This is a genomic window from Gordonia sp. (in: high G+C Gram-positive bacteria) (genome assembly GCF_047600385.1).
Lineage (GTDB): Bacteria > Actinomycetota > Actinomycetes > Mycobacteriales > Mycobacteriaceae > Gordonia.
The window spans coordinates 2332149-2347158 of record NZ_JASGKZ010000001.1 but is presented as its reverse complement, the minus strand read 5'-3'; the positions used below and the strand labels follow the sequence as shown (position 1 = coordinate 2347158).

Annotated in this window: 20 protein-coding genes and 2 pseudogenes; 11 read left to right on the top strand and 11 right to left on the bottom strand. The window is 69.6% G+C overall.

Annotated features, from left to right (window positions below):
• Positions 1-506 precede the first annotated feature (506 nt).
• Genes QM809_RS10465 through QM809_RS10455 form a run of 3 tightly spaced genes read right to left on the bottom strand, consistent with a single transcriptional unit; the run spans position 507 to position 2008 of the window.
• A complete protein-coding gene (locus QM809_RS10465; protein WP_415045714.1) occupies positions 507-824 on the bottom strand; it encodes a DUF4333 domain-containing protein in 318 nt (105 codons plus the stop codon).
• A gap of 56 nt (positions 825-880) precedes the next feature.
• Positions 881-1726, bottom strand: coding sequence for a PLP-dependent aminotransferase family protein (locus QM809_RS10460; RefSeq protein WP_415045713.1), 846 nt, complete (start codon positions 1724-1726; stop codon positions 881-883).
• Between the two features lie 15 nt (positions 1727-1741).
• Entirely contained in the window at positions 1742-2008 is a 267-nt protein-coding gene (locus tag QM809_RS10455; RefSeq protein WP_415045712.1) for a hypothetical protein, read from the bottom strand.
• Positions 2009-2074: 66 nt separating this feature from the next.
• On the opposite strand from QM809_RS10455, the gene QM809_RS10450 reads away from it, so the two are divergent.
• Positions 2075-2509: a MarR family winged helix-turn-helix transcriptional regulator gene (locus QM809_RS10450; protein ID WP_415045711.1), complete on the top strand. Its 435-nt coding sequence runs from the start codon at positions 2075-2077 to the stop codon at positions 2507-2509.
• A gap of 195 nt (positions 2510-2704) precedes the next feature.
• Here the strand turns inward: QM809_RS10450 and lepA are convergent, their stop codons facing one another.
• The 5 genes and pseudogenes from lepA to QM809_RS10425 form a co-directional block, all read right to left on the bottom strand.
• Positions 2705-4579 carry a translation elongation factor 4 gene (gene lepA / locus QM809_RS10445; protein WP_415045710.1) on the bottom strand — a complete coding sequence of 625 codons (1875 nt, stop codon included), beginning with the start codon at positions 4577-4579 and terminating at the stop codon, positions 2705-2707.
• Positions 4580-4661: 82 nt separating this feature from the next.
• Entirely contained in the window at positions 4662-5126 is a 465-nt protein-coding gene (locus QM809_RS10440; RefSeq protein ID WP_415045709.1) for a hypothetical protein, read from the bottom strand.
• 203 nt (positions 5127-5329) lie between these two features.
• Positions 5330-5797 (bottom strand): hypothetical protein, encoded by a 468-nt coding sequence (locus QM809_RS10435; RefSeq protein ID WP_415045708.1) that lies wholly within the window; start codon positions 5795-5797, stop codon positions 5330-5332.
• Positions 5798-6048: 251 nt separating this feature from the next.
• Positions 6049-6396 (bottom strand): hypothetical protein, encoded by a 348-nt coding sequence (locus tag QM809_RS10430; protein WP_415047142.1) that lies wholly within the window; start codon positions 6394-6396, stop codon positions 6049-6051.
• 19 nt (positions 6397-6415) lie between these two features.
• Positions 6416-6766: pseudogene (locus tag QM809_RS10425) on the bottom strand (DUF3592 domain-containing protein); the annotation flags it as partial.
• Positions 6767-7041: 275 nt separating this feature from the next.
• On the opposite strand from QM809_RS10425, the gene QM809_RS10420 reads away from it, so the two are divergent.
• Together QM809_RS10420 and QM809_RS10415 are read left to right on the top strand one after the other, a co-directional pair.
• Entirely contained in the window at positions 7042-7773 is a 732-nt protein-coding gene (locus QM809_RS10420) for an alpha/beta fold hydrolase (RefSeq protein WP_415045707.1), read from the top strand.
• Positions 7770-8193 (top strand): annotated as a pseudogene (locus tag QM809_RS10415) (type II toxin-antitoxin system PemK/MazF family toxin). Before QM809_RS10420 ends, QM809_RS10415 begins: the two are co-directional and overlap by 4 nt.
• 33 nt (positions 8194-8226) lie before the next feature.
• On the opposite strand, the gene QM809_RS10410 reads toward QM809_RS10415, so the two are convergent.
• On the bottom strand, positions 8227-9366 hold the full coding sequence (locus tag QM809_RS10410) for a sulfotransferase family protein (protein WP_415047056.1): 1140 nt from the start codon (positions 9364-9366) through the stop codon (positions 8227-8229).
• 222 nt (positions 9367-9588) lie between these two features.
• Here QM809_RS10410 and rpsT point away from each other — a divergent pair, with 222 nt between their 5' ends.
• Together rpsT and QM809_RS10400 are read left to right on the top strand one after the other, a co-directional pair.
• Complete coding sequence (gene rpsT, locus QM809_RS10405; RefSeq protein ID WP_415045706.1) at positions 9589-9849, top strand: 30S ribosomal protein S20; 261 nt, start codon at positions 9589-9591, stop codon at positions 9847-9849.
• A gap of 230 nt (positions 9850-10079) precedes the next feature.
• On the top strand, positions 10080-10652 hold the full coding sequence (locus QM809_RS10400; protein ID WP_415045705.1) for a hypothetical protein: 573 nt from the start codon (positions 10080-10082) through the stop codon (positions 10650-10652).
• Positions 10653-10673: 21 nt separating this feature from the next.
• Here the strand turns inward: QM809_RS10400 and holA are convergent, their stop codons facing one another.
• Positions 10674-11636 carry a DNA polymerase III subunit delta gene (holA, locus tag QM809_RS10395; protein WP_415045704.1) on the bottom strand — a complete coding sequence of 321 codons (963 nt, stop codon included), beginning with the start codon at positions 11634-11636 and terminating at the stop codon, positions 10674-10676.
• Positions 11637-11754: 118 nt separating this feature from the next.
• Positions 11755-12561: a ComEC/Rec2 family competence protein gene (locus QM809_RS10390; protein ID WP_415045703.1), complete on the bottom strand. Its 807-nt coding sequence runs from the start codon at positions 12559-12561 to the stop codon at positions 11755-11757.
• Positions 12562-12773: 212 nt separating this feature from the next.
• Here QM809_RS10390 and QM809_RS10385 point away from each other — a divergent pair, with 212 nt between their 5' ends.
• The 6 genes from QM809_RS10385 to QM809_RS10360 all read left to right on the top strand — a co-directional run bounded on the left by QM809_RS10385 (position 12774) and on the right by QM809_RS10360 (position 14915).
• A complete protein-coding gene (locus tag QM809_RS10385) occupies positions 12774-13103 on the top strand; it encodes a hypothetical protein (RefSeq protein ID WP_415045702.1) in 330 nt (109 codons plus the stop codon).
• Positions 13104-13272: 169 nt separating this feature from the next.
• Complete coding sequence (locus QM809_RS10380) at positions 13273-13827, top strand: antirestriction protein ArdA (protein WP_415045701.1); 555 nt, start codon at positions 13273-13275, stop codon at positions 13825-13827.
• Positions 13827-14117 carry a hypothetical protein gene (locus tag QM809_RS10375; protein WP_415045700.1) on the top strand — a complete coding sequence of 97 codons (291 nt, stop codon included), beginning with the start codon at positions 13827-13829 and terminating at the stop codon, positions 14115-14117. The genes QM809_RS10380 and QM809_RS10375 overlap by 1 nt, the downstream gene beginning before the upstream one ends.
• Positions 14117-14353 carry a hypothetical protein gene (locus tag QM809_RS10370; protein WP_415045699.1) on the top strand — a complete coding sequence of 79 codons (237 nt, stop codon included), beginning with the start codon at positions 14117-14119 and terminating at the stop codon, positions 14351-14353. Before QM809_RS10375 ends, QM809_RS10370 begins: the two co-directional genes overlap by 1 nt.
• A gap of 83 nt (positions 14354-14436) precedes the next feature.
• Positions 14437-14598, top strand: coding sequence for a hypothetical protein (locus tag QM809_RS10365; protein WP_415045698.1), 162 nt, complete (start codon positions 14437-14439; stop codon positions 14596-14598).
• 62 nt (positions 14599-14660) lie between these two features.
• Positions 14661-14915, top strand: a complete 255-nt coding sequence (locus tag QM809_RS10360; protein WP_415045697.1) for a hypothetical protein — start codon at positions 14661-14663, stop codon at positions 14913-14915.
• Positions 14916-15010: the final 95 nt, after the last annotated feature.

Sequence of the window (15010 nt, the reverse complement as noted above, 5' to 3'; positions counted from 1 at the left end):
GAGCCGGCGCTGCGGCCGGGTGAGCCCGAGTTCGTCGATCCGGTCGTGCAGGTCGGCGATCCGCGCGAACAGTCGCGGGTTCATGCCGATGGAGTTCGCGTGCTCGGTCAGCCGCACGGCCAGTTCCTGGGCGATCTCGGCGCGCCGCGGAGTGCTGTCGGCGCCTTCCAGATTGAAGAAGACGCCGTTCGCCCTGGCCAGCGCCCGCCCGGACGCCTCCAGCGCCGCGACGGTGTTGGCGAAGGTCGGCGGCTCCGGATTCGAGGCGATCGCCTCCACTTCGGCGAGGTGCTCGGGCAGGGCGACGTCGTACGCGGGCAGGAAATCGTCGTCGGAGATCGCGGCGAAATCCGGGAGCCCGTACGGGAGTCCGGAATCGGCCAGGACGGGGTTCATGTTCTCAGCGCTCATCGCCGTCCACTGTGCCACGGCATCCGAGCCGATGCCGTGCCGCCACGAACCCCATGGCGACAGTCGAATGGATCGGGACCCGATCCCCGAAGGCGCTACTTCGCCCAGGAGGGCTTGTCGACGACGCCCGGTACCGCCTTGGCGTTGAACGTGCCGTCGTCGCCGGTCGCGGTGACGGTGACGAGCTGCCATTCGCTGGCGCCTTCGAGTGCGCATTCCTGCGTGGCGCCCTCCTCCGCCTTCAGGTCGCCCTTGCACTGCACCGTGATCGGCAGGCTGAACTGGGGCTGCAACGCCTTCTGCGTCTGGGTCTCCAGTTCGGCCTTGTCGATCGACTTACCGAAACTGCAGCCGGTGAGAGCGGTGAGAGTCAATGCCGCAGCGGCGATTCCACCGGCGATCCTGGTACGCATTCCGTGCTCCTTGTCCTTCTGCGACACGGGTCCGGCCGCAACGATCTGACGTCAGCTTAGACGCTGGACCGTGCCATGAGAGCCTCTTCGCCCGCCTCGCGCAGCACCTCCGCGAGGATCGCCAGACCGCGGTCCGCGGCGACGGAATCCGCGTGACTGAAGTTGAGTCGGAGCGTGCCCCGCTCGGGCTCGTTCGGATAGAACTCCTCGCCCGGCATGAAGGCGACGCCGCGGGCGATCGCCTCGTCGAGCAGCGTCCGGGTGTCGACGGCCCGGTGCAGTCGGAGCCAGTGGAAGAGCCCGCCGCTCGGGGTCTGCCAGGAGGCGAGGTCGCCCAGGTGGCGATGCAGCAGCACCTCGAAGGCGTCCCGGCGCTCGCGGTAGAACGACGCCAGCCCCGACAGCCGGGCATCCCATCCGGGCGCGCTCGCCTCGTCGTAGACGATGCGCTGGGACAGCCGGGAACTGTGCAGGTCGACGGCCTGCTTGAGCATCATCAGCGAGCCGAACAGACTCTCCGACGCGGCGAGGAAGCCGATCCGCAGTCCCGGTGCGAAGGTCTTCGAGAACGAACCCTGATACACCCAGTCGCCGCCAGCCGTCCGGGCGGCGATCGGGGTGCGGTCCACGTCGTCGTAGGCGAGTTCCCGATACGGATCGTCTTCGAAGAGGATCGAGCCGGAGGCCAGGCAGGCCGCGGCGAGCTCGTCCCGCCGCCCGGTGTCCAGGCAGGCGCCGGTGGGGTTGGCGAAGGTCGGGACCACGTAGGTCAGCGCCGCGTCGGCCGCCACATCGAGCGGGACGAAGCGCGCCCCGTAGAAGCGGAAGACCTGCAGTGCGGCCAGATAGGTCGGGGACTCGACGGCGACCCTCGTGCCGGGGTCGACGACGAGTTTGGTCACCAGGTCGATCCCCTGCTAGCTGCCGCTGAGGATCATCACCCGCTCGGTCGGCGCGTCGATCCCCAGCGCCCGCAGCCGATCGGACACCAGCGCCCGCAGCGCGGGCTCGCCCTCGCTCGGGCCGTACTGCATCTGCTCGGCGTCGACCGACCCCGACCACTCCGGCAGCAGCGCGGTGGCGGGCAGTCCACCGGCGAACGACACCATGCCGGGCCGGTCGACGACGCCCAGAACGGCTCTGATGGGAGACGGCCGAAGCCCGTCGATACGCTGGGAGAACATGCACACACCTCAGATAGGTCAATAATATTGACCCTTAGCGTGGCCGACATCGAGAGGTAGGTCAACATGATTGACCAAGATCGCCGGGATCTGCTGCGCGGAGCGATCGAGGACCTGTACTTCGGCTATCGCACCTTCACCGCGCTGCCCGACCGGCTGCTCTCCGAACTGGGCCTCGGCCGCACCCACCACCGCATCCTGCATTTCGTCGGCCGCGACCCCGGCCTGTCCGTGGGCGAGCTGCTGGGCGTCCTCGAAGTGAGCAAACAGGCGGTTCACCGCCCCCTCAAAGACCTCGACGAGCGGGGCCTGATCGCCCTCACCCACGACGCCGCCGACCGCCGCGTCCGCCGCCTGACCCTCACCCCCGCCGGCCACGCTCTCGAAGCACGCCTGACCTCGGTCCAGATGGACCTGCTCTCCACCGCCTTCGACGGCCTGACCGAGACCGAGATCGCCACCTGGCAACAGGTGATGCGCCGCCTGGCCCGAGGCGAGTGACTCCCCGCTCCGGCGTACCGCAAGCGCCCGCTCCGACGATGTGAGGGCGGTCCGGACGCCATCGAGGAGGAGCCCTCCGCAGATTCTCGCGACCGGCGCGCTCTCTTCGGACGTGCCGAGGACTGCCGACGACCGATGGCGTCCGGACCGCCCGCTCACACCCGCGGAGGCACGCCGTCCCCGCGGAGGCGCGACCTACTTCTTGGGCTTGTCTCCGACCGCGTCGTTGGAGAGCGCCGCGACGAAGGCCTCCTGCGGGACGTCGACCCGACCGATCGTCTTCATCCGCTTCTTGCCCTCCTTCTGCTTCTCCAGCAGTTTGCGCTTACGGCTGATGTCGCCGCCGTAGCACTTGGCGAGCACGTCCTTGCGGATGGCGCGGATGTTCTCGCGGGCGATCACCTTGGAGCCGATGGCGGCCTGGATGGGCACCTCGAACTGCTGACGCGGGATCAGGTCCTTGAGTTTGAGCGCCATCCGGTTGCCGTAGGCGTAGGCGGAGTCCTTGTGCACGATGGCGCTGAACGCGTCGACGGCCTCGCCCTGCAGCAGGATGTCGACCTTCACCAGATCGGCCTCCTGCTCGCCGGCCTCCTCGTAGTCGAGGGAGGCGTAGCCGCGGGTGCGCGACTTGAGGGCGTCGAAGAAGTCGAAGATGATCTCGGCCATCGGCAGCGTGTACCGCATCTCGACGCGCGTCTCGGACAGGTAGTCCATGCCGCCCATCTCGCCGCGCCGCGACTGGCACAGTTCCATGATGGCGCCGATGAACTCGCTGGGCGCGATGATCGTGGTCTTCACGATCGGCTCGTAGATGTTCTTGGTCTTGCCCTCGGGCCAGTCCGACGGGTTGGTGACGACGTGTTCGGCGCCGTCGTCCATCACCACGCGGTAGACCACGTTGGGGGCGGTGGAGATCAGGTCGAGGCCGAATTCGCGTTCCAGCCGCTCGCGGGTGATCTCCATGTGGAGCAGGCCGAGGAAGCCGCAGCGGAAGCCGAAGCCGAGGGCCACGGAGGTCTCCGGCTCGTAGGTCAGGGCGGCGTCGTTGAGCTGCAGTTTCTCCAGGGCTTCGCGGAGCACCGGGTAGTCGGAGCCGTCGACCGGGTACAGGCCCGAGTAGACCATGGGCCGCGGTTCCCGGTAGCCGGTGAGCGCCTCGGAGGCGCCGCCCTTCGCCGTGGTGACGGTGTCGCCGACCTTCGACTGGCGGACGTCCTTCACCCCGGTGATGAGGTAGCCCACCTCGCCGACGCCGAGGCCCTTGCTGGCCTTCGGTTCCGGCGAGACGATGCCCACTTCGAGGAGTTCGTGGGTGGCGCCGGTCGACATCATGGCGATCTTCTCGCGCGGCACGATCCTGCCGTCGACCACGCGGACGTAGGTCACGACGCCGCGGTAGGTGTCGTAGACGGAGTCGAAGATCATCGCGCGGGCGGGGGCGTCGGGGTCGCCGACGGGGGCCGGGATCTGGCGGATGGCCTCGTCGAGCAGCGCGGGCACGCCCTCGCCGGTCTTGCCGGACACGCGCAGCACGTCCTCGGGTTCGCAGCCGATGATGTGTGCGATCTCGGCGGCGTACCGGTCCGGGTCGGCGGCGGGCAGGTCGATCTTGTTGAGCACCGGGATGATGGTGAGGTCGTTGTCCATCGCCAGGTACAGGTTCGCCAGGGTCTGCGCCTCGATGCCCTGGGCGGCGTCGACCAGCAGGATCGCACCCTCACAGGCCTCCAGGGCCCGGGACACCTCGTAGGTGAAGTCGACGTGGCCGGGCGTGTCGATCAGGTGGATCACATAGTCCTGCTCCACCCCGTCGTCGTCCTTCAGCTTCCACGGCAGCCGCACGTTCTGGGCCTTGATGGTGATGCCGCGTTCGCGCTCGATGTCCATCCGGTCGAGGTACTGCGCCCGCATGTCCCGTTCGGCGACGACGCCGGTGATCTGCAGCATCCGGTCGGCCAACGTCGACTTGCCGTGGTCGATGTGCGCGATGATGCAGAAGTTCCGGATCCGCTGCGGGTCGGTGAAGGTGGTGTCGGCGAACGATGAAATGGCTACTGCTCCTTGCAAGGTGCGCCGGGGTCGGCGACACAGGTCGGCATCCAGTTTGTCACGAGTCGACGTGCGACGACCATTCGCCGTGCGCGTCGTCTCAGTCCACTTCGACGATGTAGACCGAGGGATCGGCCGGGTCGTAGCGGACCCCGATCGTCGTGCCGACCGCGGGCGCGTTGCGCGGCACGGAGCGGTAGCCGTGTACGAAACGGCGTTTCCGGCCGGTCTCCGGATCGGTGTGGATCGCCAGCAGCTCCCAGCCCCGACTGGTCCGCGTGACCCGATCCACCGTCGCGACCAGTCGTGTCCCGTTCCGCCGCACCGACTCGTGCGGATCCTCCGGGACGTCCGGTTCGGTCGTGTCGCGCAGCATCGACGCGCCGAAGCGCACCGTCTGGATCAGGAATCCCACGCCCACCAGGAGGAAGGCTCCGGGCAGGAGCCAGTCGCCGTCGTTCCGCACGGTGTCCAGCGCGGCGAGAACGCCGCCCGCGAGGAATCCGACGCTGATCGCGAGAAACAGTCCGAGGGCCCCGTAGACCACCGCTTGCGCCGACCTCATGGCGTCCTCCCCTCGACCGCATCGTCGCCGAACTCGCATCATCATGCACGACGACGACCCGACCCGCGCAGCCCGATGATCCGGGTCACGCCGGCCCGGAACACCCGGCTTCGCTCACTCCGACCGGGTTCTCCGCCCCTGCTCTCCGCACCGGAACGACGCGGGTGGACACGGTGGCGGGCCCCGTCTCGGCCCGAGTCGTCTCAGTACACCTCGACGACGTGGATCGACGGATCGGCCGGGTCGTAGAGGACGTCGATCGGCGAACCGACCGCGGGCGGATTCGTCGGCTCGAAACCGTAGCGGTGGACGAAGTGCGCCTCCCGGCCGGTCGCCGGATCGGTGTGGATCGCCAGCAGCTCCCAGCCCCGGCTGGTCTGGGCGACCCGGTCGACGGTCGCGACCACCCGCGTGCCGTACAGCCGCACCTGTTCGAGCGCCCGCTCCCGGGCCGCGGTCTCCTTCTCCCCGCGCAGGAAGGGGAGGAGGCCGAAGCGCACACTCTGCACCGTGAAACCCAGGCCGAACAGCGTCAGGACCACCGGCCCCATCCAGTCGCCGCCGTTCTCGGCGGTGTGCATCACCCAGACGACACCGCCGATGAGAAGACCGAGACCGATAGTGAGGAACAGTCCCAGGACTCCGTAGACGATCGCCTTCACCGATTTCATGATGTGACTCCCCTCGACCCTGCGGTCGCCGCTCCCACGAACACACGTGACGACCAGGCTGCCATATCTCGCATCGGCCGCTTGCGATCAGAGCTCGCCGAAGGCGACGCCCCGCCGTCCTCGACCGTGCGCGGGGGCGGTCTGCGGCAGGGGTCCTCGAGGTCGTCGACGTCGGACGACGCCTTCGACGCGGGCCGGCTCGGATCGCGGCGCGCCCCGAGGGGGACGGGTGATGCGGTTCGCACCGTTCTCTACGCCGACAGAAGATCGAAGACGTAGTGCGCGGCGTCGTCCGGATCGACGAACACCGTGATCGGCGCCCCGATTTCGGGCGGTGTCGTCGGCACCACCGCGAACCGGTGTTCATACCGGTCGACGGTCCGGGTCGACGGATCGTCGTGCTCGGCCGTCAGAACGCCGACGAGCCCGTAACCGCCCGCCGGCCGACTCTCCGCGTAGTCCGTGACGACGGCCTGCACCCGCAGACCGGTCCGCCGAAGCGCGTCGGACCGCCGCTGCTCCTCGACCAGCCGCGATCGACGAGAGCGGTCGCTTCGACGGACCAGTGCGAAGACGCCGAAGAAGACGAAGGCGAACACCGCCAGAATCAGCGGAGTGACCCAGCGGGTCGCATTCCTCGATCTCGGCGTCGGAGGGGTCGTCCGCAGAGTAGTGGACGAGGACGGATTCGCCCCGCTCCGGCGCCGGAGACTGCGAACCGGACGGCGTGAGCAGGTAGTCCCTGCCGTCGACGGTGTAGACGACGGTGATCGCATAGGTGGTGCCGGAGTCGTCGGAGTCGATCACCGGTTCACGCGTCACCACGTACCCCTGCACCTTCTCGGAGTTGAGCAGAGCGACACCGTTCACCCCCGCCCACACCAGCCCGACCACGGTGAGCGCACCGGTGACCCACGACGCGACGGTGATTCCGCGACTGCGCGATGCCGTATCTCCGGCAGCGTCCATCGGCCCGTCTCCCCTCGTCTCGTTCGACGTCGTCCTCCCGATGGCCGACACCGCATCGGGTTCGCCGCGGAGCGTACCCTCGCGCACGCCCCGCCGACGGCCCCCGATACCGCCGTCGGCGACCTCGATCGGTGTCGGCCGTTGCGAAATGACGGGCCACGAGGGAGATACGCCCTCGTGAGCCGGTATTTCGCAACGGCCGACCACGGCGAGGTGATCACGGCCCGGGAGAAGAGCAGCCGGGCGTCGGAAAGCGCTCCTCTAGGCTCGGATCCATGACCGAGACCGTGCGTACCGAAGGCGTCGTCGCCGACGTCGACCGTCCCGACGGCGACTCGGCGGGCCTGGTGATCCTGGCCCACGGCGCGGGCAGCGACCGCGCATCGCTGCTGCTGCGCACCCTGTCGGCGGCGCTCACCGCGCGCGGCCTCACCGTCGCCCGGATCGACCTCCCCTACCGGCAGCAACGCCCGAAGGGGCCGCCGTCGCCGTCGAAGGCGGCCGCCGACCGGGACGGGATCCGGGCCGCGATCGCCGCGCTCCGGCCGCTGGCACCGGAGGGGCCGCTGATCGTGGGCGGGCAGTCGTACGGCGGGCGGCAGGCATCGATGGTGGCGGCCGAGGCCCCTTCGACAGGCTCAGGGATCGGGGACAGGCCAGGGATCGGGAACGATTCACGGAACGGGAGCGGGGACGGGCCTGCGATCGACGGACTGCTGTTGACGTCGTACCCGCTCCACCCGCCCGGGAAGCCCGAGAGACTGCGCACCGAACACCTGCCGGACGTCACCGTGCCGACGGTGATCGTGCACGGCCGCAGCGACGCCTTCGGCACCTCCGCGGAGATCGCCGCCGCCGCGGCGCTCTTCGCCGGACCGGTCCGCGTGGTGGAGGTCGACAAGGCCGATCACGGGCTCAAACCCGAGCGCAGCGGCGTCGGCGAACTCACCGCGGACGCCGTCCGGCATCATCTCGTCGACCGTCACCTCACCGAAGGAGCCCCATGACCGAACAGGATCGTCGTCGACACCCGGCGCGGACCCGGCCGAGCGCCGACTACGCCCGCACCGTCGCCTACGCCCCCGACCTCGACGGCTCCGCCGACCCCGGTGAAGTGGTGTGGACGTGGGTGCCCTTCGAAGACGACCCGGGCCAGGGCAAGGACCGCCCCGTCCTCGTCGTGGGTCGGCAGGGCTCCGAACTGGTGGGGCTGATGCTCTTCGAGCAAGGACCGCCACCGGGACGACGACGACTGGCTCCCCCTCGGTTCCGGCGCGTGGGACCGCGACCAGCGGCCGAGCTTCGTGCGGCTCGACCGCGTCCTCGTCGTCGACGAACACGGCATCCGGCGGGAGGGCTCGATCCTGCGGCGCGACACCTTCGACGTCGTCGCCGGTGAGCTCCGCGACCGCTACGGATGGCGGTGATCCCCGCCGGCCGCGGCACCGTGTGATGCCGCGTCAGCCCTTCACGCGGTCGCGCAGACCGATCGCGCGACGCTTCACCCGGCGGGCCACGTCCTTGGCCCTGGTCGCCGCGGATCGCTCGTCCTTCGGCTCCGGCATCGTCCGGATCCAGTAGGCCAGGGCGTCCAGACCCGCATCGACGACCGCCTGCTCGGTGGGGTCCGGGGTCTCGGAGACGTCGACGCCCAGGTCCACGCGCAGATCGTCGAGCGTGCCGGTCACCTCGCAGCCGGCCGCGGTGATCGCGTCGATCATCTGCGACGACACCTTCGCCGCCCACTCGCGCTGCTCGGCGTTCAGGCCCAGCGGTCTGCCCTCGCCGGTGTTGTCCAGAGCGATGCCGATGAAGCGGCGTTTGACGATGTTCTCGTACCGCACCCACGAGATCGCGTCCGGCTGGATCCTGGTGTTGAGCCGCCGCAGGAACTCGACCTGCGCGGCCGACAGCGACCGGTTGTGCCGCTCCCCCTCCTTCCGAAGGGGCGCCGGATCCACGTCGAGCACGGCCAGGAAACGGTCCCACAGCGTGTCGCCCGCCGAGGCGGTGCCCGGCGCCGGGACCGTCACCAGGTGGATCCGCTCCGGCGGCACCAGTCGGGACCACTTCTCCACCACTGCGGTGTAGTCCTGGAACTCCCAGAACGGCTCCTCGTGCAGTTCGCCGGTGCCGTCGCCGCCGGGCGCGTGATCGGCGACCGAGGCCAGGAACGTCCCGAAATCCACCGGGCGCTGGTTCTTGACGTTCTCCTGGTAGACCGAGGGCAGCTGACGCGCCAGATCACGCACGGTCAGGATCACGTGCACCTCGTCGGCGAAGGACAGGTCGTCCAGCAGGCGATGCAGGTGGTCGAGGCTCGCGTTCGCGAACAACTCGTGCGAGACGACCGACTTCCCGGGCCAGGCCTTCATCTGCGCGACCATCCGCGGCCAGGCGCCCGCGTGCTCGGGCAGCGCCCAGTCGAGGTAGCGCTCCGGCTGCAGGTGAGCGGCCGCATGGAAGTGGTCTTCGATACGGACACCCGGATAGAGCAGGTCCGCGTGCTCCAGCGCCAGGTCTCGGTTCACCCAGAGACGCTCCTGGACATGGGTGGTCCCGGTTTTCGGAAGTCCGACGTGGACGTAGACGATCGACATGATGGACATCAGCATAGGTGCCGTCCGACGACGCGTTTCACCCACTCGCCGAGACCGGTGCCCGACCCCGTGCACCGGCCGATTTGGGACACCGGCGCCGACGCTGGTAATCTTGACTGCTGTTGCGAATCACGCTGGTCGCCAGTCGATCGCGAACCGCACTACCGAAACGAAACACCAGGTCGCTGCCTGCGGCCGCACCAACGATGTAAGGAATTACGCGTGGCGAACATCAAGTCGCAGATCAAGCGGAACAAGACCAACGAGCGTCGTCGTCAGCGGAACCAGTCGCTCCGCAGCGCGCTCCGGACCGCTCTCCGCAACTTCCGCGAGACCGTTGCCGCCGGCGACAAGGAGAAGGCCGCCGAGCTGCTCTCGAGCACCAGCCGCCAGCTCGACAAGGCCGTCACCAAGGGTGTCATCCACAAGAACCAGGCCGCCAACAAGAAGTCGGCCATGGCGACCGCGGTCAACAAGCTCTGACGCCTGCGCGGCTCCGGCCGCCTCCGGACCGCATTGTAGGTCCCACCCCTTTCACAGCTGTACCGTTCACCCCGACGATAACCACGCGGTCGTCGGGGTTTTCGGCATCGCCGATCGCCGGTCGTGTTCACCTTCTCGGCTCTCCGCTTCTCCGCCGAGAGAGGCCGGTATCGTCGTCCGTCTCGATCCGGTCGTGAGGCCGACGGCTCGGGCCCGCTACGATTCGGCGGGTGGACGTCGAGATTCCCGAACCGATCCGAGCCGAACTCACCCGACGGTGGGATGAGCCGCATCGCCGCCATCACGACCTCCGGCATCTGCGCGAGGTCCTCGCCGCGCTGGACGCCCTGCACGTCGCGGGCCTGACGTTCTCCGAACGCCCGACCGTGCTGGCCGCCTGGTTCCACGACGCCGTCTACCAGCCGCTCAGCAGCGCGAACGAGGCCGAGTCCGCCGACCTCGCCCGGCGCATGCTGCACGACGACCCCGACCGCGACGAGGTGGCGCGCCTCGTCGAGTCGACGCTCACCCACGATCCGGCCGCCGACGACGCCAACGGGATCGCTCTCTCCGACGCCGACCTGTCCGTGCTCGGAGCCGACGCCGCCCGCTACGACGAGTACGCCGCAAACGTGCGTCAGGAGTATCACCGGGTGCCCGATCCCCTGTTCCGCCGCAAGCGACGTGAACTGCTCGCCGAGTTCCTCAGCCGGGAACACCTGTTCGTCTCCCTCCCCGCGCGTGCGCTCTGGGAGTCCGCGGCCCGCGCGAATCTGGCGCGCGAGATCGAGCACTTGAGCTGAGCGGAACCGTTCCGCTCTCCGTCACCGACGGCGGCGCGGACGCAGCTGCGCGACCGTCGACACCGCGTGTTCCAGCGCGTAGTCGGCGTCGGCCGCCTGCCCCTTCACCGCACCGTTGAGTTCGGCGACGACGAGCACCGCCTGTCCGATCGACGCCGCATCCCACGCACGCGCCTGCGACTGGATCTTGCCCACCCGGCCCGGCGGCATGCCCAGCTCGGAGGCGATCGAATACTTGTCGGCCGGTCCCATCGACCGGACCCGCGCGATCGCGTGCACCGCCTCGGCCAGCGCATCGGCCAGCAGCACCCGGGCGGTGCCGTGATGCTGCGCCCAGCCGAGCGACCCCAGCGCGCCCGCGAGATCCCCGGTGACGGCCTTGTCGGCCACTTCGAAGCCGGTCACCTCCGGACGTCCCACGTAGTAGGTGCGCACCGCCGCCTCGTCGACCTTGCCGCCGGTGTCGGACACCAGTTGATGACACGCCGCCGACAGCTCCCGCAGATCGGCGCCGACCAGCTCGGTGACCAGTTCCACCACGTCCGCGCCGACCCGGACCTTCAGATCCCGGAACTCTCTGCGGACGAAGTCGACCCGGTCCGAATGCCATTTGGGGGTGGCACACTCGAACTCCGCGGCACCGGCCTTGCGCAACGCGCCCACCATCGACTTCTGCCGGCCGCCGCCGGTGTGGATCACCATCATCGTGATGCCCTCGGGCAGCGACGACGCCGTGGCCGTGATCAGGGCGGCCGGTTCCTTACCCGCCTCGGCCGCGGCCTCGATCACCACGATGCGTTCCTCGGCGAACAGCGACGGACTCAGCAGCTCGGCGAGCTCGGGGCCGGTCACCTCGCCGCAGCGGGCCCGGGTGATCGGGACGTCCTCGCCGGCCTCCCGCGACCGTTCCTGCGCGACCTGTTTGACGACGCGTCCGGTCAGGAAGTCGTCGTCGCCCAACAACAGGAATAGCCGATCACTCACAGCGACCATGGTGCCATGGGCCTACGACGATCCCGGGACGCGTGGTGCCCCGCGCCGAGCCGGAGGTCCGGTGACCGGTCGAGACCGGCGACGACGGACTGCCCGGGCGACGACGGTCTCACCGTCGTCCAGGTCGTAGAGCCGCTCGACCGGATCTCCGGTCCCACACTCCCCGATCCGCGGCGCCGCAGCGCGCCCGCCACACCGCCCAGCCGAAGGCACCGGCCAGGGCCGACACCACCGCAGCCTGCCAGCCGGGCACCTCGGGAGCCGACCACCGCCTGCCGCCGAGCACGTCCGCACAGGTGACGAGCCACCACGTCTCGGGTCCGCATGCGCGCACCAGCAGTTCGGCGCCCAGCGCCCCGGGACCGTCGGACGGGCCGAGCACGCCGACCACCGCCGCCAGGGTGCCCCCCAGCGCGATCAGCCCGACGACCGGTGCCACCAGCAGGTTCGCCGGCAGCGACACCAGGCTGAGCCGGTCGGAGATCGCGATCACCAGCGGTGTGGTGAGGATCTGTGCGGCGAGCGTCATCGCGAGCACCACCGCGATCGCCTCGGGCACGCCGCGACGGACCAGGCCCTGCCGGATCGGCGACGCCCACAACACCAGCCCGAGCGTCGCGAACACCGAGAGGGCGAACCCCGGCGCCAACGCCATCTGCGGCCAGCACAGCAACACGATGACGACCGCGGCCCCCAGCGCGGGCAGCGCCGATGCACGACGGGCCGCGAGCACCCCGGCCAGACCGATCCCGCCCATCACCGCGGCCCGCAACACGCTGTCGGACGGGCGCACCAGGATCACGAAACCGAGCATCGTCAGCAGCCCCGACGCCACCGTCACCCGCGTCGACGCGCCCAGCATGCGGACGGCCAGCACCACGGCACCGCACACGATCGAGAAGTTGCTGCCCGACACGGGCGAATAACCCTATGAGTATGGTCGCGTCGCAGTCGGCGACCGTACAGGTGGTCCCGGTACGTCGTGGCCGTCTCCGCTCGACTCCGGTAGCATCGGACGTACGGCGAGCGATCTTCGCAGCCGATGAGGTCCGGATCGCACGACTCCCGTCCGGAACGAAGCCGCCGACACACTCCTCGCGGAGGATCTCCCCTGCGAGGAATTCTCCCGTGGCCGCTCCGGCACCCCTCATCGACCCGACCGACCCCCTCCGCCGCTTCTCCGAGTGCGCCGAACTCGGCTACCCCAGCGCCTTCACCCTGCGCCGACGTCGCAAGGACGGCAGCCTCCCCGCCGTCTGGTGCGGGAATCATTGGAAGTGTCGGCTCTCCGACGTCGAACGCCTCTACCCGCGTCAGGACTCCGCCGACGACGCCGACCTCGACGAGCTGCGCGCGTGGGCTCGGCGCCAGGCCGCTACCGCACCGCCGATCCCGTCGCCGGCGGCAGCGCGGATGGTCGTCGAGATCCTGCGCCGGGGCACGAGCCGCGCGTCGTAGGTCCACCCCGAGCAGACGACGTCGACCGCGGTCTTCAGGGCCACGGTCGACGTCATCGTGCAGGGACACGCCCGGTGCATCCGGTGCGGTCGCGTCCTCTCCCCCGCTCCGTCGGCGAAGCCGCCGGCGAGTCTCTCCCTCGACCGACCCGTCGATCGAGGGAGAGACCATGACCACCACGACCATCGCCGAGCCCCGTGCCTGGATCGGCTGTCTGGCCTGCTACAACTCCGGCCGTCTCGTGGGCCGCTGGTACCCCGTCACCGACTGCGACGAGGTCGACCTCGCCTCCGTCCACCGCGGCTCCGGCGTGCACTGGAAGCGCGCCGGTTGCGAGGAGCTGTGGGTCATGGACACCGACGGCCTGCCGGTCGACACCGAGATGTCGCCCCACGACGCCGCGGCCTGGGGCGAGGTGTTCACCGAGGCCGGCGAGCAGTGGCCGGCCGTGGCCGCCTGGGTGCGCAGCGGCGCCTACGTGGCCGAGGGGAACAGCGACCTGCCGAGCCTGAGCGATTTCGAGGACCGGTACAAGGGGGCGTGGCCGAGCTTCCGGGACTACGCCGTCGAACTCGCCGAGGACCTCTGCCTCTTCGAGGGCCTGTCCGAGGACTCTGACCTGGTCACATACTTCGACTGGGACTCGTGGATCCGAGACCTGGGGCTGGGCTACACAGTGGTCGACGCACCGGAATACGCGGTCTACGTCTTCTCGGACAACTGATGAGCGGCCACGACCTGCTCGATGCCGCCATCGACTTCGTTCCCGAGGCGTGGCACGACGAGATCGCCGCCGACGCCGCAGGTCAGGGGTACGACGTCACCTACACCGAGGCCCCAGGCGGCCTACACACCGACGTCGTCCGACGGGTCCTCGACCACGTCGCCGCCCACGACGATCAGCCCCTCGGCGACCAGCTCGATGGACTCTTCCCCGGGTACCACGGCATCGGATCCGGCGAGCTCCTCGACGAGCTCGGTCTCCGCGCCGTCTACACCGAGAGGAGCACCTGATGGACTCTGAGAACTACGCGCCCGACTTCGCCGTGGTGCCGGCATCGGCCATCCGCACCGACGACGAGCTGCTCGACGTGCCGACCACGTGCCGCGTCATCTTCGTCGAACCCGAGGTCGACGGCCGGCTCGGCCTCGGCGTCGACGTCGGCTACGGCGGTCTGCACATCGGCAAGGCCGCCGTCGTCGTCGACCCGCACAGCCTCCGGGTGATCGCCGCACGCCGGCTCGACTGAGCACCACCGAACCCCGCACCGGACGAGTCCCGGTGCGGGGTTCGATCTTCCCCCGCGTCCACCGAGCAGGTGTACTGAAGACCATGAGCGACCACGACGACGATGCCCAGTTCGCCCGCACCCAGCACATCGGCGACATGGTCGGCGCCCTCGCCGAGGCCGAGCTGATCGTCGCGGCCGTCGACACCCCCGACGAGGAGACCCGAGTCCGTCTGGACCGGCTCGTCGACCACTGGCGGCACTGACCCCCGCCGGCGAAGCCGACGCCGAACACCTCCTCGACCGACCCGTCGATCGAGGAGGAACCATGTCCGACCACCCCGCCATCACCGACCCGCAGCGACTCGCCCGCGCCGTCCTGTCCACCGACGCCGAACCCGTCCCCGAGCACTTCACCGTCGAGCTCACCGACGGCGACGACACCGGCCGGTACGGCGCGACCCTCCGCGTGAATCCCGGCCAGATCGAGAGCGGCTGCGAGCAGCACCGCCTCGCGACGGGTGAAGCGGTCGACTCCGACGCCCTGATCAGCGACTTGCCGTGGTCGCCGCCCTGGGACTGAGGCCCCCGGCCGCGTCAGGCCCGATCCGACGAGAGCACACCGATCGCCGGTACTGGTACCGATACCAGTACCGGCGATCGCATTGGATCCGTGGC